The organism is Litchfieldia salsa (genome assembly GCF_900104555.1).
GTDB lineage: Bacteria > Bacillota > Bacilli > Bacillales > Bacillaceae_L > Litchfieldia > Litchfieldia salsa.
In genome coordinates, this window is record NZ_FNJU01000018.1 from 13,805 (window position 1) to 33,776 (window position 19,972).

Sequence of the window (19,972 nt, forward strand, 5' to 3'; positions counted from 1 at the left end):
ATTCGTATATTAAACAATTTGAATGAGATCTTGGTCTATACTTTTAACCCCTTCCTTAAAATGTAACCTCGTTTTGAAACGATATGTTGTTTCAGAACCAGAAGGTAATAACTCTGATGGAAGTTTGAAAGAAAATGGAATTTGGTTAGACTCTTCTGACTGAAGAAGGGTAGAAGTCAAGATGGTTGTAGAATCTAAGATCGCTTCTTCTTCTCCCGCTTCTCGAATCCTTACAAAATCACAGTCTATTCGTTTAAGCTGTTGCTCAATGGTTCCTCCTTTTAAAAAGAAATAACCCTTAATAAGTTCACCAGGAGTATAGGATTCTTTAGATAAGACAAGATCAATTTTTGCTGAGCCTATTCCTAAAAGAGACATGTATTTCCTTAGTAACAATTTATATGCCCTCCATATTATTTTGTTTTGTTTGTTTAAATTCGATCTTCAATTCGCTTTTCAATTTGTTCAATCCGTGTTTTATCTCTTAATAATTCTTCTTTGTTTCTTAGAATTAACATTGATAATGATTGATGGCTTTTCTTCATTTTAAGTACTCCCCTCGATCATATTGATATTTCCAAATCAGTGTGTCTAGCTTCTGGCTTTGTATGACTGTTTCTGTATGTGTGAAGCCATTTGCTTTAACAATTGCAGCCAATCTTTCTGTTTCCTTTGATATAGCATCTAGTAATATCTTGTCATGATTCATACTGTTAGTCTCCTTATCGAAGTCTAAAATATAAAAAAACCTTTGCCATATAATTTGGCAAAGGTTTTAAAGATACAAAAAGACCTCTACCGATTGGTAAAGGTCTTGCTAACAACGTGATGGTTGCCAACAAAGCCGAGAGTTATACACTCCGAAATGACGACTCTGCTGTAAAAGCTACTCCCCTTTAGGAGAAACATATTTAATTGATTAAGCTAATAGTATGTTATATATTATGATTTGTCAACAACATTTTGAAAATTCGTTATGTTGGCTACTTTGCCATGTATTCATAACTGTTTAATTTAATGCTTGATCTAGTGTTTCTAGGTTTTTTCTCATTAAGCTAAAAAAGTCCTCTCCATTTTTTTTATCTTCTTCTGTTAGTACGGATAAGTTATGTATTTTAAGTGGCTCAGCATTAATTTCTTTACGAATAACCTCAGCTAATATTGGTTTGACATTTTGTTCGAAAATAACGAATTTGATTTGCTTATCTTTTGCAAGATCAATGATTCTTTTTAGTTCCTGTTGAGACGGCTCATTTGATTGAGAAAGACCAGCTACTGGAATTTGGTGTATGCCATAGCTTTCTTCCCAATAACCATAAGCAGCATGAGATACAATCATCTCTGGTTGATTCTTTGAAGCAACTAAGTTATGAAATTCATTGTCTAGATTTTTAAGCTCACTTTTTAGTGTTTCAAAATTTTTCTCAAATTGCTCCTTAGTATCAGGGCTTAGTTCTACAAGGGTATTCTTGATGTTTTCTGCGAGTATAATGGAACGATGAGGGTCAAGCCATATATGAGGATCAAAATCTCCATGGCTGTGTCCATGTTCATCATCTTCGTTGTGATTGTCTGGGTGTTCGTGACTATCTTCATCGTTATGATCGTCTTCGTGCCCGTGATCTTCCTCCTCAAATGAGATTGTTTCAACCCCATGTGAGGCTTCTACTATTAGCACTTTTTCATTCTTGAGTGCTGCTCCAATTTTTTCGGAGAAAGGTTCCATTCCTAGGCCGTTATAAATAAATGCATCGGCTTCAGCTATGTTAATCATCTGTTTTGACGTTGGTTGATATGTATGGGCATCGGATCCTGGAGGGAGTATCGTTTCAACATCGACATGTTCACCGCCAATTCTCTTTGTGAAGTCTTCTAACGGATAAATAGTCGTATATATCTTTAGTTGTTTGACGTCCTCTTTTTGTACTGTTGTTGTGGATGTGTCTGTTTGCTCGTTATTACAACCGGCTAGTATTAGAAATAGAACGATTAAAACACCCGATAATGATTGTTTAAATTGCAAAATAAAGTCATCTCCCTTTAAGTTCACTAAATAAATAGTAATCATTCCTATTTAGGTGGTATTATGATAGTAAATATAGCAAGACATACACCTAGTAAATAGTAATCATTACGATTTATTATATGGATTGAAAGATCGTTTGTAAACCAAAATTGTATTTTTTACTATTAAATACTTTGGATCATCTTTTTTAATAATATGTACTATTTTTGAAGAATCTTAATAAGCTAGAGTGTAAATAGTAATTATTACGATTTAAATTATTCATTTTAAAGGGGCGATATGGTTGAAGAAAATACAGGTATATATAATTAGTGGGTTTTTAGGTAGTGGAAAGACAACAGTTCTTTTGAATATGCTAAAAGAATGTGAACGAAATAATCAAAGATCAGCAATTATTTTAAATGAACTAGGAGATGTCAATGTAGAGAATTCTTTATTTGAAGGCAAAAATGTACAAGAATTATTAAATGGTTGTATTTGTTGTACGATGCAGGAAGATTTAAAAGAAACATTAGTCCAGTTTATCATTGAAAATGAAAAAGAGAATATAGATGTCTTATTTATTGAGGGGACAGGCGTTGCCAACCCATTAGAAATAGAAGAAACCTTAATAAGCCCCAACTTTTTAGATTTCTTTGAATTATGTTCCATGATTAGCGTTGTAGATGCTAGTGGCTATATTGAATATCAGAGTATTTTTTCAAGTACATCAGAAGTGCGCAAACTATTAAAAGAACAAATCTCAAGCTCTACAATCGTTTTATTGAATAAAACGGATCTTATGGAGGAGAAGTCTATTAGTAAGATTGAAAAAAAGTTGAAAGAAACCATTAAGGATAATGTGCCAGTTTATAGAACAAAGTTTGGAGAGGGTCCATTAAAAGAATTATTTCTAAAAAGGTATCATGTGCATGTAGCTCAAGAAGAAATAGAAAGTAAACCACTAGGGAATTGTAGTCATAGCCAACATAAGCATCATCATTCCACGATTAATGCGATTAGGATAGACAAGTTACCTTATATGAATAAGATACAATTAGAAAAATGGCTGAAAAAGCTACCTAAAACAGTTTTAAGAGGCAAAGGAATTGTAAAACTAGAAGATTGTGTAGAATTATATCATTTTCAATTCTCCTCCGGAAACATGATACTGGAAAAAGTGAAAAATAGCTCTCGCTCTCAACCTACTATTATATTAATTGGTGATTGTTTAAATGTAGAAGAGATTCATCTTCATTTTTCCAACACATTTAAAGCGAAAAATCGATAAGCGACTAAGTGTTTTGCTATGAAAATAGGCTGGAGGAAAAGAAAGAATGCGGATAAAATACAATCTAGTAGAGATATACGGGTTTATATTTCTTGGAAGTGCATTTCTTCTTATCTATTTTCAAGAAAATTTAACCATTCACAATCTAGTTTTTTCTGAATCATTTTTAACCTTTAATATGATATTTCTAAGTATATTTATTGAAGCCATACCTTTTGTATTAATAGGAGTCTTTATTGCAGGGTTTATACAAGTATTTGTTTCAGAGGATCATCTAAAAAGGTTAATACCTAAAAACAAATTTTCGGCGGTGTTAATTAGCTGTCTAATCGGAGCATTGTTCCCAGCTTGTGAATGTGGGATTGTACCCATTGTTAGACGCCTAATTGCGAAAGGAGTTCCCTTGTTTGCTGGAGTAGGCTTTTTACTGACGGGCCCATTAATCAATCCGATTGTTATTTTTTCTACTTATATGGCATTTGGAGAGAATATAAAAATGGCAGGTTTAAGAATGGGACTAGGCTTACTTATTGCATTAGTCATTACGGGGATTGTGTGTATTTTATTCAAATCGAATCAGATGAAACCAAGTAAATTGTCATTTGTAAGTAGTGAGCTAAATGAAAGCAAGAGGCCTATAGGGGTAAGGATGAAAGCGATGTTCGTCCATGCAATTGACGAGTTTTTTGATATGGGAAAGTTTTTAGTGTTAGGTGCCATTTTAGCTGCATTTGTTCAGACTTACGTCTCTACTAAATCATTACTTGATGTAGGTGGAACAGACGTTTTAGCTTCTACTTTTGTGATGATGGGTTTAGCCTATTTACTTTCTTTATGTTCTGAAGCAGATGCTTTTATTGCGGCTTCCTTCCATCACCTTTTTTCTGATACCTCACTCCTTGGATTTCTCATCTATGGCCCCATGCTTGATTTGAAAAACACAATCATGTTACTGGCGGTGTTTAGATTCGTATTTGTTCTAACTTTAATGGTCATCATTACTGGAACAGTTGCAGGAATATTATATTTGGTTCACCCTTGGATTTAAAGGAGAGAAACTGCATGAAAAAGATGCATATAATTAAGGCCATTGTTCTGTTGGTATTTGCCACATTCATTTTTATTTTACATAAAACAGGCGATATTACCCGATTTGTAAACCCTGCTTATCTTCATTTTAGTCAAATTGCCTCTGTTCTTTTTATTGTTCTCTTTTTCATTCAGGTTCCTAGAATCTTTGAATCAGAAAAAGAGAGCCATGATCATGCTTTTTGTGGTCCTTGGGGTTGTAGTCATGATGGAGCGGATCTCTCATTTAAAACGTTCCTATCATATACCCTTATATGTTTACCACTTATATCAGGCTTGTTATTTCCACTAAAGGATTTAGGAGCAGCAGAGGCTCTTAAACGAGGAATCACTTATTCTGATCAAGAACAATGTACAATTGAAGATGAGGATCAAAAGGCTTCGTTTGATTCAAGAAAGATAAATGAACTATTGCAAGCTCCTGTTCTAGAATTTGATGATCAAAATTTCTCAACATACTTCTCTGCAATTGGAGCATATCCTGACCTCTTTATAGGAAAGGAAATTAAGATAGAAGGATTTATAACCAACGATTCTTTGGAAGCACATACGATACTTACTAGGTTCTTTGTTACACACTGTGTTGCAGATGCACATGCTGTAGGGATCATAATAGAAGATGGAGTTTCTCTAGGAATAGAAAGAGATACTTGGGTTCATTTGATTGGAGTTCTAGATGTAAGAGAAGAAGCTAAAGGGGAAAGTCTAATTCTAAAAGTAAGTAAGTGGGAAGCGATCTCCCCCCCTAAAACTCCATATATATACCCTAAATAAAAGTTATGTAGGTTAACTCGTAATCTAGGTGCGAGGCTAATGGAAGAACCCCAAATAGTCTCGCACATTACTATTCTTTTTCTCTATAAGCGCCAGGAGCAATCCCATATTTCTTCTTAAACACCTTATAAAAGTATGTGTATGTCCCAAATCCGCAGTTTTCTGCGATGTGTTCGAGTGTCATTGCAGTATATTTCATCTGATTAATTGCGGTAGAAAGTCGAATTTCCTGTGCATATTCAATAATTGTTTTTCCAATAGTGCTTTTAAAAAGGTGGACAGCCCGAGAAACGCTCAAGCCTGCAAATTCTGCCACATCTTCTACTTTAATTGTGTTTGTAGCATGTTCTTCGATATATCTCATCATTTGAGTGACTGAATAAGGGCGACTGACTGTTGGTGCTGTTTCCCTTACTGCTCGCTCAATGTTTATACATAGAGCCTTTAAAAGGTATTCTGTTAGTTCGGGGTTTTCCTCAGAGGCTGGTCTCCGCTTTTCAACAATGATATGTCGCCATAAAGCCAGTAGTTTTTCATCAAGATTTATGCGAGAGATAGTAGGCTTAACAGAACGCTTCCACCATTGATCAATCCATTCGCCTTCACCAAGTAAATGATAATCACCACTGTTCTGATTCGGCTCAACCCTAAGTTCATAATAGTCACCAGGTTTAACGAGAAGGATATCTCCCTTTTTAATCTTCATTGTTTTTCCATTTACTATAGCTTCACAGATGCCCTCGGTTTGTAAACGAAACAGGTATCCATTAAATTTAGTTTTATCATATGTATAATATCGACTTGTATGAAACGAATATCCACAAAAACCAATGAGAATTGTCATAATATCTCCTTTCGAATAAATAGCCAAATAGGATATGTTTTAATTATATAATCTATTTTTATTTAAATCTATATCACTTATGATGGTGTCATAGTATTCAATGATTAAATAGATAAGTGTTATGGGAGTAAAACTTTTTTTATAGATAACTTTCTTTCTATTTAATAAAAAAGTATATGTATCAGGTGGTAAGTGTAAGCGTTTTATATTTGATAGAAAAGAGGTTGTAAAAAGATGAACATTCCGATAGCTATACAAATGTACACATTACGCGAAGAAGCTGAACAGGATTTTGCTGGTACGTTAAAAAAGGTTGCGGATCTTGGCTTTGACGGAGTTGAATTTGCTGGTTTTGGTGGATTAAGTGCATCAGAGGTCAAAGAACTATTAGATGATCTTGGTCTCAAGGCAGCTTCAAGCCATGTTTCACTTGAAGTGTTAAATAATAATTTAGATAAAGTGATTGAGGACCATAAAACAATAGGTAGTAGCTATATTGTTGTTCCATTTCTTATGCCAGATCAACGAAGTGAAGAGGATTATCGAGCGCTTGTTTCATTTTTAGACCTTGCAGGTGATGCATGTCAGAGGGAAGGAATTACACTTTGTTATCATAATCATGATTTTGAACTTGAACGTTTAACAGATGGCAGGAAGGCACTAGAAACAATATTTGATGATACGGACCCGAGGTATGTGAAGACAGAGCTTGATATTTATTGGTTGACTAAAGCAGGTGAAAATCCAGTTGATTGGTTGAATCGTTATAAGTTTCGAAGTCCTCTTGTGCATTTGAAGGATATGACAACAGATGATGAACAGTTTTTTGCAGAGTTAGGAACAGGTGGAGTAGATATTGAAGCAGTCCTAAGACTAGGTTCTGAAATAGATGTGAAGTGGTGGATTGTTGAACAGGATGCGAGCCGACGCAATCCGCTTGAAAGTGTTGCAATAAGTATTAACTATTTAAAGAAAAGCTTAATGAACTTGAAGTAATAGCAAGGAGAGATTATAGATGATTAATGTAACAATATGGAATGAAAATCGTCATGAACAGAAAAGCGCTGTAGTGAGAGAAGTCTACCCTGAAGGGATTCATGGATCTATTAAGAGTTTCTTGAAAGAGGACTTTCAAGTTAGAACAGCTACATTGGATGAGCAAGAGCACGGATTAACAAATGAAGTCCTAGATCAAACGGATGTTTTAGTATGGTGGGGCCATATCGCACATCATGAAGTTGAAAATGAGATTGTTGAAAGAGTGAAGAATAGGGTCCTGAATGGCATGGGATTAATTGTCCTTCATTCTGGGCACTTTTCAAAGATTTTCAAAACCTTAATGGGTACAACATGTGATTTGAAGTGGCGTGAGGCAGATGAGAAGGAAAGATTATGGGTCATTGATCCAAGCCATCCGATCGCAGAGGGAATTGGTGAATTTATTGAGCTTGAAAAAGAAGAGATGTATGGTGAACATTTTGATATTCCTGCTCCAGATCAGTTAATTTTCATGAGTTGGTTTGAAGGTGGAGAAGTTTTTAGAAGCGGCTGTACATACCAACGAGGGAAGGGTAAAGTCTTTTACTTCCGTCCAGGACATGAAACCTATCCAACCTATTATCACAAGGATATTCAACAAGTTATTAGGAATGCTGTTCGATGGGCAGAGCCTACAAAATTACCAAAACCGATTTATGGAAATGCGAAACCACTAGAAGAAATTAAACCAAAATAATAAGCGAAGTGGAGAGGGATATAAGATGAGTAAATTAAAAGTGGCTGTTATTGGTTGTGGAAGTATTGCGAAGCATCGTCATCTTCCAGAGTATGCACAGAATAAGCAGGTAGAAATTGTTGCAGTCTGTGACATTGTTGAAGAACGTGTGAATGAATTCGCAACTAAATATGATGCAATAGCATATACAAGCTATGAAGAACTATTAGCTAATCAAGATATTGATATTGTAAGTGTTTGTACACCAAATTACTTACATGCATCTATTTCGGTTGCAGCATTGAAGGCTGGGAAACATGTGTTATGTGAAAAGCCAATGGCTACTTCAAAAGAAGAAGCAGAGGAAATGATTCGAGAAGCTGAAGCTGCAGGTAAAAAGTTAATGATCGCACATAATCAACGTTTTGTTCCTGCACATCAAAAAGCGAGGGAACTAATTGAAAAAGGAGAGCTTGGTAAATTATATAGCTTCCGCTCTGCTTTTGGCCATGGTGGACCAGAGCGGTGGAGTGTAGATGGAAAAGATAGCTGGTTCTTTAGAAAAGAGGAAGCGTTTATCGGCGCAATGGGTGATCTAGGTGTTCATAAGACAGATCTATTACGTTATATTCTAGGTGAAGAATTTGTTGAGGTTGGTGCTTTTGTTGAAACAAGTTCAAAGAAAAATGCAGATGTGGACGATTCAGCAGTGTGTGTATTAAAAACTGAAAATGGGATTATCGGTACACTTGCTGCAAGCTGGTCTTATGTAGCAAAAGAAGATAACTCAACCATCATCTATGGAGAAAAAGCAACTCTACGATTACTTGATGATCCAATAAATTCACTAGTTATTCAATATATAGATGGGGCAGTTGTTAAATATGAGCTAGGTGGGATCCAAACAAATGATATTGGTGGACAATCAAGTTCACAAGTCATTGATAAGTTTGTACATGCAATTATCCAGAATGAAGAGTCACCTGTTTCAGGTTCTGAGGGATTAAAATCCCTTCAAGTTGTTTTATCTGCACTTGAATCTAACGAAACAAAACGAATTGTTACTATATAAAGAATGAATAAGAGGGTGAAAGATCATATTAATTTCACCCTCACTGTCGGTTATCAATTAAAGGAGGTTTTATAACGTGAAATTAGGTGTATTTACTGTTTTATTTTCTCAGAGTAATTTTGAAGAAATGTTAGATATTGTTCAAAAAGCAGGGGTTAATGCTGTTGAAATCGGAACAGGGTGTTACCCAGGAAATGCTCATTGTAATCTAGAGGAGCTATTAGAGAGTGAGCAGTTACGAAAAGAATATCTAGACAAAATTGAGAAACGTAACCTGCAAATTAGTGCATTTAGTTGCCATGGTAATCCCATTTCTCCGGATAAAGCTTTTGCTGCACAATCACATGAAACACTAGTGAAAACAATCAAGTTAGCAAGTTTAATGAATGTACCAGTTGTAAATTGTTTTTCTGGAACAGCGGGTGACAATGAGGATGCTAAATATCCAAATTGGCCGGTTACTCCTTGGCCAAATGAATATGGTGATGTACTTAAGTGGCAGTGGGAAGAAAAGTTAATTCCATACTGGAAAGAGGTAGGGCAGTTAGCTCAAGATCATCATGTGAAAATCGGTCTTGAACTGCACGGCGGTTTCCTTGTGCATACACCATACACACTTCTTAAATTAAGAGAAGCAACATGTGATGCAATCGGTGCTAATCTAGATCCAAGTCATCTTTGGTGGCAAGGAATTGATCCAGTAGCAGCCATTAAAATACTAGGAAAAGCAAATGCAATTCATCATTTTCATGCGAAAGATACGTACATTGATCAGGATAATGTCAACATGTATGGACTAACAGATATGCAACCATATGGTGAAGTGCAAACACGAGCATGGACATTCCGCTCAGTTGGTTGTGGACATAGCATTCAAGAATGGTCAGATATGATTAGTGCATTAAGAACATATGGTTACGATTATGTTGTTAGTATTGAGCACGAGGATCCGATTATGTCGATTGAGGAAGGGTTTCAACGTGCCGTTACAAACCTGAAATCAGTCATTATTGAACAAAAGCCGTCTGCTGCATGGTGGGTATAGCAGTATTGTTTACTTGATAATCTTCTTAGGAGAGTGTTTGTCAGATGAAAATGAAACTTGGAATAATTGGTTATGGAGGCATGGGGTTTTGGCACGGTGAAAATGCACCTCGAGCAGGAGTTGAAGTTGTTGCAGCCTATGATGTTGATCCAAAAAGATTGGAAATGGCAAAAGAAGAGGGTCTCACGGCATATAATCACCTTGAGGAATTCTTTAAACATGAAGGGATGAACTTCGTGTTAATTGCAACCCCAAATGATGTTCATAAGGAATTAACCATTTCAGCATTGCATGCTGGAATGCATGTAATGGTAGAAAAGCCTGCAACAATGTCAGTTTCAGATTGGGATGAAATGGTTGCTGAAAGTGAGAAGACCGGCAAAATTTTAACCGTTCATCAAAACCGCCGCTGGGATCGTGATTACAAGGTGATGCGTAAGGTAGTGGAAGAAGGTAATGTCGGAAAGGTACTTTCAATTGAAAGTCGAGTATTTGGTACAGGTGGTGCATTTTTTGGTTGGCGTAGTTTCCCTGAGTATGGCGGAGGAATGATTCTAGATTGGGGAGTCCATCTATTTGACCAATTGCTAGATATGTATCCTGACACGAAAGTTAAGAGTGTCTATGCAAAACTTATGACTGTTCTTGATCAGAAGGTAGATGATTATTTTAAGGTAACTCTTACCCTTGAAAATGGACCACTGTTACATGTGGAAGTAGGGACATTTGCATTTTACAAGCTACCACGTTGGTATGTAATTGGAAATGGTGGCACATTACAAATCGATGATTTTGATTGTAAGACAGGAGGCTATACAAAACCGCGTTATACAGACACTCCGGTTGCTGAGGTCGTAGTCATGACTCCAGCGGGACCAACCAGAATGATGGCACCTCGTCCACCAGAAACAAAAGAGGACTTTGAGTTACCAGAAGTTGAAACAGACTGGACTGAGCTTTATGCAAATTTAGTCAAGGTGATGGAAGGTGAAGAAGAACTCTTAATCAAGCCGTACCAAGTACGTAGAGTGTTGGAGATCATAGAAGCAGTCTTCCAATCGGCAAAGGAAGATCGTTCTATTGAGGTTAGTATATAATTTAAAGGTAAGGTTTGGACTCGTATGGAATTGGACTTACTAATTTTGTCCGAAGTCGGGTGAGGTTCGGACTCGGCTGGATAAGGGGTCACTAATTTTGTCCGAAGTCGAGTCGGGTTCAGACTCGGCTTCATATGACATCACCAATTCAGTCCGAAGCCATCCTGGGTTCGGACTCCTTAGCGTTCGAAATAAACAGTTATGTCCGAAGCCAGGCTAAGTCCGGGCTTAGTCCCTTTTTTATGTTGAGAATAAGCAAAAATTAAACAGAACTCAATATCAGTGAAAATAAGAGCCCTATCGCTGTAATAAATCCAACCATTGGTCCACCATCTTCAAAAGCTTCAGGCAGCATAGTAGAAGAAACCATTGAGATAACACCACCAGCCGCAAATGCCCCGATTCCTGCTATATAGATGTCAGGGGTATCCTTAAATAATGTGTATCCTGCTAAGGAACTTCCTCCTGATAAAAGTAACACGATGAACCAAAGGAAAAGTATTTTTCTTTTTGAATAGCCATCTTTTTTAAGTCCAACACTACTCGAGAGACCTTCTGGAAAATTACTAATAAAGATAGCAATTACTAAAAGAAAACTAACCGTATGGGTTTCTAATATACTTAAGCCGATAATGATAGACTCTGGAATAGCATCAAATAGGGTACCAAAAAATATTGCTAATCCGGAATGTCCTTTAGGATTCTCCCCAGACCGTTTACGATCTTTCCCACCTTTTTTAGAGATAAAAAGATCAATTAAAGTAAATAGTAAGGCCCCCATTAAAAATCCAACAGAGGTAGGAAGAATTCCGCCTTCTTTTATTGACTCTTCAAGTAGTTCAAATGCAGCAGCCCCAATTAAAACACCTGTTCCAAAAGCCATTATTGCAGCGATCCATACTTTCTTGATCGTAAAAAATAAACCTATAAGAGCTCCTAGTAATAAGGCAGACCCGGCTATACTACCCCAAAAGAAAGCATTCAACATTACGTATCCCTACTTTAACGATAATCATCTTGTTATGTAGCCTTCCATTTTTATTGGTTTCTTAAACTGAAATATTTATTAAGTTTTAAGTTTGTCAGAAAATGTTACATCGACTAGATCTAGATACAAAATTACAACAGCGGAGTAATATATTTGAATCATGTTTATAATGCAGAAAATTATTCAGGAAGACCTAAAATATTTTGTTAAGTCGATTTAAAAGATATTATGATTGAGAATTCATGCATTAAATATGCAATCTAAAAAGGATGTCACAAAAAATTAACAGGATTTGTATATTAATCATTTGCATATGTCAGAAAAGTCTGTATAATAATTAACATAACATAAGATGTAATAATTACTAACATCAGTTAGAGGTTGTGTGAAAAATACTCACATTAAAGTTTGGTTTTTATATTAGTTTAGAAGGTTATCAATCTACATAACTCGATAGACTGATATTTATAACATAAATAAAAAGGGGGAAATTCTGTGAAGAAATCATTTAAGTTATTTTTGAGTGTTTTTATGGTAGCGATTATTGCTCTAGCGGGATGCTCAAGTGATGAGGCTGGTTCTGATACAACTGATGATGCCAAGTCAGGTGAAACACCTGCGGCTAGTAATGGTTCGTTAATAGATGTAATTAAGGAAGAAGGGAAATTAGTTGCTGGTGTAAATGATGTGCTTCCTGGATTTGGATATGTAGGAACAGATGGTAAGAACACAGGATTTGATGTTGATTTTGCTAAAGCTTTTGCTGCAGGGATTTTAGGTGATGCAGAGGCGGTTGAATTCCGTCCTTTATCAGCACAAGAACGTTTTACAGCTGTTCAGACTGGTGAGGTAGATGTGCTAGTTCGTAACACTACTTGGACAACTAACCGTGATTCTGAAGTAGGTTTAAATTTTGGTCCGACAACTTTCTATGATGGACAGGGAATTATGGTGCCTGCAGATAGTGGAATTGATAGTATCTCAGGATTAGAGGGAGCTCGTATCGGGGTTGAAACTGGTACAACAACTGAGTTAAACCTTGCTGACCAAATGCGAGCTGCAGGAATTAACTATGAAGCGGTAGTATTTGATAGTGCGGATGCAGTTGTGGCTGCATATGAATCTGGCAGTATTGATGCATGGACAACTGATAAATCAGGACTGGTTTCTCGTCAATCAATCATGGCAGATCCTGCTGCACATAAGATTTTAGAGGAGAACTTATCGAAAGAGCCGTTGGGACCTGCTGTAAAAGGTGGGGATGACAAAATGTATGATGCGATAGTTTGGATGACGTATGCAACTATCCAAGCGGAAGAGTGGGGAATAACTTCTCAAAACGTAGATGAATTCTTAACTAGTGAAAATCCTGAAATTAAACGTTTATTAGGTACTGAAGGTAACTTAGGTGAACAATTAGGTTTACCAGCTGATTTTGGATATCAAATCATTAAGCAAGTTGGTAACTACGGAGAAATCTATGACCGTAACTTAGGTGAGGGGTCAGTATTCAAATTAGATCGTGGATTAAATGCCCTTTATACAGATGGTGGAATTTTATATTCAATGCCATTCCGTTAAGAATAAGAGTAATACGTAAACAATTTACAAAGGCCTGCTGTTTGAGCGATCTCTATGGCAGGCCTATTTTTAATTGAAAGGTGGACAGCATAAATGGCCAAAAACACTTCGACTGTTACTACTCCTTTTTGGCGAAATAAGAAAATCATCCCAATTCTTCTTCAGATTTTATTTACAATAGTAGTTTTTATAGCTGGATATTACTTTGTAACCAATGCCATAGCTGGTTTAAATCAAATGGGCATGAAATTAGGATTTGATTTTTTAAAAAATACAGCGTCCTTTTCTATTTCAGAAGCATTGATTGAGTATGCACCGACAGACACGTATGGAAGAGCGTTGTTAGTTGGTTTGTTGAATACACTTCGAGTGGCGTTTTTTGGTATTATTTTTGCCAGCATTATCGGTGTTGTGATCGGTGTTTCTAGACTCTCGAACAACTGGCTCTTAAGTAAGTTGGCAACTGTTTATATTGAAGTGTTTCGTAATACTCCATTGCTCGTTCAAATTTTCATTTGGTATTTTGCGGTATTTCTTACACTTCCTAGGATTGAAGAGGCTGTAAACTTTGGACCATTTTACTTTTCAAATCGTGGAGCGGCCATTCCTTGGTTTGAAACCCATGGAGGCTCTTTACTTTGGATAGTACTTACCATTGCTGGAGTTGTTTTTTCAGTCATCACTTATAAGTACCTGATGAAAAAAGAAGTGTTAAGTGGTAAGAGAAATTACCCGGTTATCTTCTCTCTTTCTCTTATCTTTATTTCTTTTCTAGTAGCTTTCTCTATTTCAGGAGCAGGACCTGTCAACATAACAACTCCAGTTGTTGAGGGTAAAGCTTATGTAGGGGGCTATACAATTTCAGAAACTTTTGCAGCTATTCTAGTAGCCCTTGTCATTTATACGTCTACTTTTATTGCGGAGATTGTACGTGCCGGGATTATGGGGGTTCCTAAAGGTCAAGTAGAAGCTGCTAAGGCGTTGGGTTTTAAGAATTCAACGGCGTTAAGATTAGTTATATTTCCTCAAGCAATACGAATCATTATTCCGCCATTGACGAGTCAGTATTTGAACTTAATTAAAAATTCAAGCTTGGCCATTGCGGTAGGATATCAGGATATCGTGAGTGTAAGTTATACAACCATGAACCAGACAGGGAGAGCGGTTGAGGGTGTAGTCATTATGATTATAGTCTATTTAACATTTAGTATAGTAACCTCTTTATTTATGAATTTCTTCAACAAAAAATTCCAGCTGGTTGAAAGGTAGGTGAGTCATATTGGAACAGCTTGAGGTAAGTGAAAATAATAAAACTGTTGCAATGAAACCACCTAGAACATCACTTGGAGTTGGTGGTTGGATGAAGGAAAATTTATTTAGTAGTTGGATTAATTCAATCTTAACGATCGTTGCTGCGGTTATAGCTGGATCTATTATCAATCAAACAGTTGGTTTTATTGTTAGTGCTGACTGGACTGTTATTTCGGTTAATTTCCGATTACTTATGGTAGGACAGTTTCCAATGGAAGAAATGTGGCGTATATGGGCAGGGTTAACCCTACTCTCGGTATTGCTGGGTTTTTCATGGGGAATCTGGAAAGGTTCAGTTGGACATGTAGCTATTGTAATTGGAATGTTAATGCTCATAATGGCAATGGTTCCTTTTGTTACTATGAATACAAGATTATTACTAGGAATGAATATTGTATTGATACTAACAACCTACTTTCTAGGTAAAAAGCTTCCAAAAGCGAAAGTTAGTATTCTAGTATTATGGGTATTATTTATTCCAATTGTTGTGACGATTTTAAATGGGCTTGGTGTTTTTCCGCCTGTAAGAACGGGACTATGGGGTGGATTCTTATTAACGTTATTAATTGCAAGTGTATCTATTGTTTGTTCCTTCCCAATCGGGGTTTTACTCGCGTTAGGACGTAGAAGTAAACTGCCAGTAGTGAAGTGGTTTTGTATCATATACATTGAGTTCATTCGTGGTATACCATTAATTACTGTTTTATTTGTTATGCAGCTAATGCTTCCACTCTTCTTAGGTGACGGAATCAATATAGACAATGTGATAAGAGCAATGACTGGCTTTACATTATTTAGTGCAGCATACTTAGCAGAAAATATTAGAGGAGGCTTACAATCTCTTCCGCGTGGTCAGTTTGAGGCAGCGCAAGCTTTAGGTCTAAGTCAACCGAAGTTGATGGGATTAATCATTCTCCCGCAGGCACTAAGAGCCGTTATACCGGCAATGGTTGGACAATTCATTTCGATCTTTAAGGATACATCACTTGTTGCGATTGTAGGTTTAACAGATTTATTGGGAATGGGTAAAAAATTAATTGCAAACCCTGGATTCCTAGGGAAACAGATGGAAGTGCTAGTATTTATTGCACTTATCTATTTTATCTTCTGTTACTTAATGTCACATGTAAGTAAGCGACTAGAGGTTTCATTAGGACTCGGAAAACGATAAGGGAAGGAGATGTATGTATGGATAGTTTATTTGCAGTTGAAAAATTAACAACTCCGCTTGAAGAGAGAGAAGATATTGTTACAGTAAAGGGGCTTAATAAATGGTTCGGTGATCATCATGTATTGAAAAATGTGGATGTGACCGTTAAGCAAGGAGAGGTAGTGGTTATCCTAGGACCTTCTGGATCTGGTAAATCAACCTTCATTCGTACCCTCAATGCACTTGAAGAATTCCAACAAGGGACAATTACTATAGATGGAATAGAACTTACGGATGATATTAAGAATATCGAGGAAATACGTAAAGAAACAGGAATGGTTTTTCAATCATTTAATTTATTTCCTCATATGACCATATTAAAGAATATTTCACTAGCGCCAATTTGGGTAAGGAAATGGAAAAAGAACAAAGCGGAGAAAATCGCGAAAGAATTGTTAGAACGAGTAGGGATCCCAGAACAAGCGAATAAGTATCCAGGACAGCTATCTGGTGGACAGCAACAACGTGTTGCGATTGCAAGGGCATTAGCGATGCAACCAAGAATCATGTTATTTGATGAACCTACTTCAGCGCTTGACCCTGAGATGGTTAAAGAAGTGTTGGATGTAATGAAGACTCTTGCTGAGGCAGGTATGACGATGCTAGTTGTTACACATGAGATGGGCTTTGCAAGACAAGTGGCAGATCGAATCATTCTGTTTGATTTTGGTGAAATTATTGAGGTAGGAACACCTGAGGAACTATTTGATAATCCCCAGCATGAGAGAACCAAAGCATTCCTATCACAAATACTGTGAATAACAAAAGTAGTCCCAAAAAAGAGTCCTAGAATAGGGCTCTTTTCGCATTTGTTTTGGTTTCTTCTTACCGAGGGGCTGAACAATGTGCTTTGTGTGCTTTTAATAATTATAGGTAGTGCCTTAAAAAGACAAAGGGTCATGATTGAAGCAATGCCTTTGTCCGATAGGAACCCCTATTAGACAAAGCTCGTGGTTCGCGCAATGATTTTGTCCGATAGAAGATTTCTAATAAACAAAACTCATGGTCTGAGCAATGGTTTTGTCCGATAGAAGACTTCTAATAGACAAAACTCATGGTCTGAGCAATGGTTTTGTCCGATAGGACCCCTCTATTAGACAAAATCATGATCCAAGCAATGGGTTTTGTCCGATAGAAGCCCTCTAATAGACAAAACTCATGGTCTGAGCAATGGTTTTGTCCGATAGGACCCCTCTATTAGACAAAATCATGATCCAAGCAATGGGTTTTGTCCGATAGAAGCCCTCTAATAGACAAAACTCACGGTCTGAGCAATGGTTTTGTCCGATAGGACCCCTCTATTAGACAAAAAATCATGGTTTCTGCATGCCTTTGTCCATTAGCACCACCTATACGCCAAGTCCTCATTAGACTCTGTTAGGAAGTAAGTTTTCAAGGGGAATGCCAAGTCTCTTGTACTTCTCTTAGTTGTTCTTCATTTTCCCTTATAAAATCCTTTTAACAAAATAAACCCAATAAGTGCCCCGGTTGTATTTAAAATAATATCGTCTACATCAAAGCTTCCTACTCTAGTGATAAATTGCATGATTTCGAGTGTGGTAATTCCGAGCAAAAAAACAAAAATAAATGTAACTAATTTCATATTGCGTTTAGATGATAAAGGAATCAAAATACCGAAGGGTACAAAAACAGTTACGTTACCGATAATGTTTATGGACCAAGTTAATAAAGGGTAATGAGAAAAGTATTGAAAGTAATTTTTTATTGTGGAAAAGGGGATAAGATTATATGAATATTCATCTGCTTGTGATCTGGAAAACCCCAGAAACATCCAATATACTAAAATAATAAAGTAAGTAAGCAAAAGCCCCCTTGAAATAAGTACAATATAGTTTCTATTAAACAAACAATGCCACCTCAATTATTTACGTAGTACGATTAAAGTGTTTTTTATAAGTTAATTTGTAATCCCTAATGTTCTTATAGTTAAAATATTATACAATAGAGGGTGCGAGGATTAGATCGTTTTAGTTGTCCCCTATTACATTATACTAGCTGACTTGGAGTTTCAATTATTTTATAAATATCATTGAAATTTGATTTTCTACTTAGCCTCAGTTGGGAAATTGTCTGAATATTTGTCGGGAAATAATTCAAAAGTGATACTTGTGTGACAAATAAATGAAGTGAGGTGTTTGCTGTTGCAAACCATTATAAATATTTCGTTAGTAATCGTTCTATTTTATATCATTTTTGATCGATTTAAACCTGTCAAAGGATTAAATCATTTGAGTGAAAAAGAGATAAGGGAGAAATTGAAAAATCCTAAAGAAGTGATATTAATTGATGTCAGACAACCTTATGAATACAAATCCAAACATTTGCCTGGTGCTATTAATATACCAGTGTCTAAACTAAAAAAGAAAAATGATCAGTTATTAAAAGATAAGGAGCTAATACTCTATTGCCAAACAGGGGTCAGAAGTAAAAATGCAGCTCGTTTAATAAGAAGGAACGAAAAAACAGCCACTATTTCTCACTTGAAGGGTGGGTTATATGAGTGGGAGGGTATGGTCACTCCTAGAACTCGAAATAGAGAAGGGAATAAAAAGTAAATGAAAGAAGCGCGCGATAGGTTTATCTCTATAAGGTGCGTTGAATTTCATATTCTACCTCAAGGAGTGCATTTATGTGGGAGAAATTAAAGCAATTACATAGTTATAATGCTTGGATCCTTCTTCTTCTTTTTATAACCGGCTTTGCATTATTCATTCCTGAATTTCGAGGTGTGACCGCAGACTATCGTGTAAGTATAAAAAATGCGCATATTGTAATAGGTTCACTTATGATTTTGATCTTGATAGGTTATCTTCCATTTACAAGAACTCATTGGAAAAAGATTGGGAATAATCGGGTGAAAAAATACAATCTCGTTCTAACTCTGTTGTTTATTTTGTCTTGGGCTATTAGTGGAACGGTACTAGTGTTTGAAAGGAGTTTACCAGCTGTATATTCCCAAACAGCTTTAGATCTTCATGATTATATAACATGGTTTAGTATCCCTGTAATTCTATATCATATTATCTCAAGAGCTTCATTTATGGTGGATGTGAAGCGTAAAAATAGAGAAAGCAATGTAGAAAAAGATGTTTCACCAAAAATCAGTAGAAGAAATTTCTTTAAGTATATATGTAGCACTCTTCTAGTCGTGATAATTGGGCCTTATGTATATAGTTGGATGAAAAAGTTATTTGGTGTTGGTGGTATGTCATATAATGAAATACTAGAAACGCCAATGGAAAATAAAATGAACCCATCTCCAGTCGTCTCTCCGAAATCTAATCCACCGATTGGGGGAGGTTTAAAGGGGAACTTTCGTGCTTACACTGTAACTGACATTCCCCACTATACAGAAAGAAATTGGTATCTCCAGATTGATGGATTAGTAGATTCTCCTCATCTATATAACTGGGAGGAGTTTGTAAAGCTTACTCGTGAAGTTCAAGTAAATGATTTTCATTGTGTGACAGGGTGGTCGGTCAAGAATATAACCTATGAAGGTATACCCCTAAGGGAAATTCTTAAACGAGCTGGTATACAAAAGAATGCAAAGTATGTAAAATTTTATTCTGGTGATGGAATATACACCGATGCACTTAGCCTTAATCAAGCGAGTATGGATGATGTGATGGTCGCTGTGATTATGGATGGAAAATTAATACCAGCAGAGTTAGGTGGACCGGTACGATTAATTGTTCCACAAATGTATGCTTATAAATCTGTGAAATGGCTCGTTCGGATAGAAGTGACATCACAGCCTCATTTAGGATATTGGCAAGTAAGAGGTTATGAAACGGATGCGTGGGTGAGAAAGTAAAGTAAGGGTTAGTAACTGGAGAATTTTTATCAAATGAGTAAAAATCAATTAGCCATGCCCATTTAAGCTAACTTTACATATAATATAAACAGTCGAGTCAAGAAAATGTATAA

Annotated in this window: 21 protein-coding genes; 14 read left to right on the plus strand and 7 right to left on the minus strand. The window is 36.3% G+C overall.

Annotation, left to right across the window (positions count from 1 at the left end; genetic code table 11):
• Window positions 1-9: 9 nt before the first annotated feature.
• The 4 genes from BLQ56_RS21080 to BLQ56_RS21090 form a co-directional block, all read right to left on the minus strand.
• Window positions 10-396, minus strand: coding sequence for a sporulation protein (locus tag BLQ56_RS21080; protein WP_090859291.1), 387 nt, complete (start codon window positions 394-396; stop codon window positions 10-12).
• Between the two features lie 35 nt (window positions 397-431).
• The gene (locus tag BLQ56_RS23260; protein ID WP_139163135.1) at window positions 432-545 is read right to left on the minus strand and encodes an FbpB family small basic protein; all 114 of its coding nucleotides are present in this window, start codon (window positions 543-545) and stop codon (window positions 432-434) included.
• Complete coding sequence (locus BLQ56_RS21085) at window positions 542-709, minus strand: aspartyl-phosphate phosphatase Spo0E family protein (RefSeq protein ID WP_090859293.1); 168 nt, start codon at window positions 707-709, stop codon at window positions 542-544. The genes BLQ56_RS23260 and BLQ56_RS21085 overlap by 4 nt, the downstream gene beginning before the upstream one ends.
• A 300-nt stretch (window positions 710-1,009) precedes the next feature.
• On the minus strand, window positions 1,010-2,023 hold the full coding sequence (locus BLQ56_RS21090) for a metal ABC transporter solute-binding protein, Zn/Mn family (protein WP_238457337.1): 1,014 nt from the start codon (window positions 2,021-2,023) through the stop codon (window positions 1,010-1,012).
• A 286-nt stretch (window positions 2,024-2,309) separates the two neighbouring features.
• On the opposite strand from BLQ56_RS21090, the gene BLQ56_RS21095 reads away from it, so the two are divergent.
• Genes BLQ56_RS21095 through BLQ56_RS21105 form a run of 3 tightly spaced genes read left to right on the plus strand, consistent with a single transcriptional unit; the run spans window position 2,310 to window position 5,159 of the window.
• Window positions 2,310-3,296: a CobW family GTP-binding protein gene (locus BLQ56_RS21095; protein WP_090859297.1), complete on the plus strand. Its 987-nt coding sequence runs from the start codon at window positions 2,310-2,312 to the stop codon at window positions 3,294-3,296.
• A gap of 46 nt (window positions 3,297-3,342) precedes the next feature.
• Window positions 3,343-4,344 carry a permease gene (locus BLQ56_RS21100; RefSeq protein ID WP_090859299.1) on the plus strand — a complete coding sequence of 334 codons (1,002 nt, stop codon included), beginning with the start codon at window positions 3,343-3,345 and terminating at the stop codon, window positions 4,342-4,344.
• A 14-nt stretch (window positions 4,345-4,358) separates the two neighbouring features.
• Entirely contained in the window at window positions 4,359-5,159 is an 801-nt protein-coding gene (locus BLQ56_RS21105; RefSeq protein ID WP_090859301.1) for a TIGR03943 family putative permease subunit, read from the plus strand.
• A gap of 70 nt (window positions 5,160-5,229) precedes the next feature.
• Here the strand turns inward: BLQ56_RS21105 and BLQ56_RS21110 are convergent, their stop codons facing one another.
• The gene (locus BLQ56_RS21110) at window positions 5,230-6,003 is read right to left on the minus strand and encodes an AraC family transcriptional regulator (protein WP_090859303.1); all 774 of its coding nucleotides are present in this window, start codon (window positions 6,001-6,003) and stop codon (window positions 5,230-5,232) included.
• Window positions 6,004-6,237: 234 nt separating this feature from the next.
• Between BLQ56_RS21110 and BLQ56_RS21115 the strand changes: the two genes are divergently transcribed.
• The 5 genes from BLQ56_RS21115 to BLQ56_RS21135 all read left to right on the plus strand — a co-directional run bounded on the left by BLQ56_RS21115 (window position 6,238) and on the right by BLQ56_RS21135 (window position 10,931).
• Window positions 6,238-6,999: a sugar phosphate isomerase/epimerase family protein gene (locus tag BLQ56_RS21115; RefSeq protein WP_090859304.1), complete on the plus strand. Its 762-nt coding sequence runs from the start codon at window positions 6,238-6,240 to the stop codon at window positions 6,997-6,999.
• A 19-nt stretch (window positions 7,000-7,018) separates the two neighbouring features.
• The gene (locus BLQ56_RS21120; protein WP_090859308.1) at window positions 7,019-7,738 is read left to right on the plus strand and encodes a ThuA domain-containing protein; all 720 of its coding nucleotides are present in this window, start codon (window positions 7,019-7,021) and stop codon (window positions 7,736-7,738) included.
• Window positions 7,739-7,763: 25 nt separating this feature from the next.
• The gene (locus tag BLQ56_RS21125) at window positions 7,764-8,789 is read left to right on the plus strand and encodes a Gfo/Idh/MocA family protein (RefSeq protein WP_090859310.1); all 1,026 of its coding nucleotides are present in this window, start codon (window positions 7,764-7,766) and stop codon (window positions 8,787-8,789) included.
• A 76-nt stretch (window positions 8,790-8,865) separates the two neighbouring features.
• Window positions 8,866-9,834 (plus strand): sugar phosphate isomerase/epimerase family protein, encoded by a 969-nt coding sequence (locus BLQ56_RS21130; protein WP_090859313.1) that lies wholly within the window; start codon window positions 8,866-8,868, stop codon window positions 9,832-9,834.
• A 44-nt stretch (window positions 9,835-9,878) separates the two neighbouring features.
• A complete protein-coding gene (locus tag BLQ56_RS21135; RefSeq protein ID WP_090859315.1) occupies window positions 9,879-10,931 on the plus strand; it encodes a Gfo/Idh/MocA family protein in 1,053 nt (350 codons plus the stop codon).
• 262 nt (window positions 10,932-11,193) lie between these two features.
• Here BLQ56_RS21135 and BLQ56_RS21140 read toward each other — a convergent pair whose 3' ends face one another.
• Window positions 11,194-11,919: a ZIP family metal transporter gene (locus BLQ56_RS21140; protein WP_090859317.1), complete on the minus strand. Its 726-nt coding sequence runs from the start codon at window positions 11,917-11,919 to the stop codon at window positions 11,194-11,196.
• Window positions 11,920-12,414: 495 nt separating this feature from the next.
• Between BLQ56_RS21140 and BLQ56_RS21145 the strand changes: the two genes are divergently transcribed.
• The 4 genes from BLQ56_RS21145 (at window position 12,415) to BLQ56_RS21160 (ending at window position 16,779) form a co-directional block, all read left to right on the plus strand.
• On the plus strand, window positions 12,415-13,500 hold the full coding sequence (locus BLQ56_RS21145; RefSeq protein ID WP_090859319.1) for an amino acid ABC transporter substrate-binding protein: 1,086 nt from the start codon (window positions 12,415-12,417) through the stop codon (window positions 13,498-13,500).
• A gap of 93 nt (window positions 13,501-13,593) precedes the next feature.
• Window positions 13,594-14,769, plus strand: coding sequence for an amino acid ABC transporter permease (locus tag BLQ56_RS21150; RefSeq protein WP_090859321.1), 1,176 nt, complete (start codon window positions 13,594-13,596; stop codon window positions 14,767-14,769).
• Window positions 14,770-14,779: 10 nt separating this feature from the next.
• The gene (locus BLQ56_RS21155; protein ID WP_238457338.1) at window positions 14,780-15,982 is read left to right on the plus strand and encodes an amino acid ABC transporter permease; all 1,203 of its coding nucleotides are present in this window, start codon (window positions 14,780-14,782) and stop codon (window positions 15,980-15,982) included.
• 17 nt (window positions 15,983-15,999) lie between these two features.
• Entirely contained in the window at window positions 16,000-16,779 is a 780-nt protein-coding gene (locus tag BLQ56_RS21160; protein WP_090859323.1) for an amino acid ABC transporter ATP-binding protein, read from the plus strand.
• Window positions 16,780-17,456: 677 nt separating this feature from the next.
• Here the strand turns inward: BLQ56_RS21160 and BLQ56_RS21165 are convergent.
• Window positions 17,457-17,888, minus strand: coding sequence for a VanZ family protein (locus BLQ56_RS21165; RefSeq protein WP_238457339.1), 432 nt, complete (start codon window positions 17,886-17,888; stop codon window positions 17,457-17,459).
• Between the two features lie 295 nt (window positions 17,889-18,183).
• Between BLQ56_RS21165 and BLQ56_RS21170 the strand changes: the two genes are divergently transcribed.
• Both BLQ56_RS21170 and BLQ56_RS21175 read left to right on the plus strand, forming a co-directional pair.
• Window positions 18,184-18,597, plus strand: coding sequence for a rhodanese-like domain-containing protein (locus BLQ56_RS21170; protein WP_175490413.1), 414 nt, complete (start codon window positions 18,184-18,186; stop codon window positions 18,595-18,597).
• A gap of 74 nt (window positions 18,598-18,671) precedes the next feature.
• Window positions 18,672-19,859 (plus strand): molybdopterin-dependent oxidoreductase, encoded by a 1,188-nt coding sequence (locus BLQ56_RS21175; protein ID WP_090859327.1) that lies wholly within the window; start codon window positions 18,672-18,674, stop codon window positions 19,857-19,859.
• Window positions 19,860-19,972: the final 113 nt, after the last annotated feature.

Coding starts and splice junctions, on each gene's coding strand:
- BLQ56_RS21150 (WP_090859321.1), top strand. CDS start 13,594: ATGGCCAAAAACACTTCGACTGTTACTACTCCTTTTTGGCGAAATAAG.
- BLQ56_RS21160 (WP_090859323.1), top strand. CDS start 16,000: ATGGATAGTTTATTTGCAGTTGAAAAATTAACAACTCCGCTTGAAGAG.
- BLQ56_RS21115 (WP_090859304.1), top strand. CDS start 6,238: ATGAACATTCCGATAGCTATACAAATGTACACATTACGCGAAGAAGCT.
- BLQ56_RS21135 (WP_090859315.1), top strand. CDS start 9,879: ATGAAAATGAAACTTGGAATAATTGGTTATGGAGGCATGGGGTTTTGG.
- BLQ56_RS21100 (WP_090859299.1), top strand. CDS start 3,343: ATGCGGATAAAATACAATCTAGTAGAGATATACGGGTTTATATTTCTT.
- BLQ56_RS21085 (WP_090859293.1), bottom strand. CDS start 709: ATGAATCATGACAAGATATTACTAGATGCTATATCAAAGGAAACAGAA.
- BLQ56_RS21105 (WP_090859301.1), top strand. CDS start 4,359: ATGAAAAAGATGCATATAATTAAGGCCATTGTTCTGTTGGTATTTGCC.
- BLQ56_RS21175 (WP_090859327.1), top strand. CDS start 18,672: ATGTGGGAGAAATTAAAGCAATTACATAGTTATAATGCTTGGATCCTT.
- BLQ56_RS21110 (WP_090859303.1), bottom strand. CDS start 6,003: ATGACAATTCTCATTGGTTTTTGTGGATATTCGTTTCATACAAGTCGA.
- BLQ56_RS21125 (WP_090859310.1), top strand. CDS start 7,764: ATGAGTAAATTAAAAGTGGCTGTTATTGGTTGTGGAAGTATTGCGAAG.
- BLQ56_RS21120 (WP_090859308.1), top strand. CDS start 7,019: ATGATTAATGTAACAATATGGAATGAAAATCGTCATGAACAGAAAAGC.
- BLQ56_RS23260 (WP_139163135.1), bottom strand. CDS start 545: ATGAAGAAAAGCCATCAATCATTATCAATGTTAATTCTAAGAAACAAA.
- BLQ56_RS21140 (WP_090859317.1), bottom strand. CDS start 11,919: ATGTTGAATGCTTTCTTTTGGGGTAGTATAGCCGGGTCTGCCTTATTA.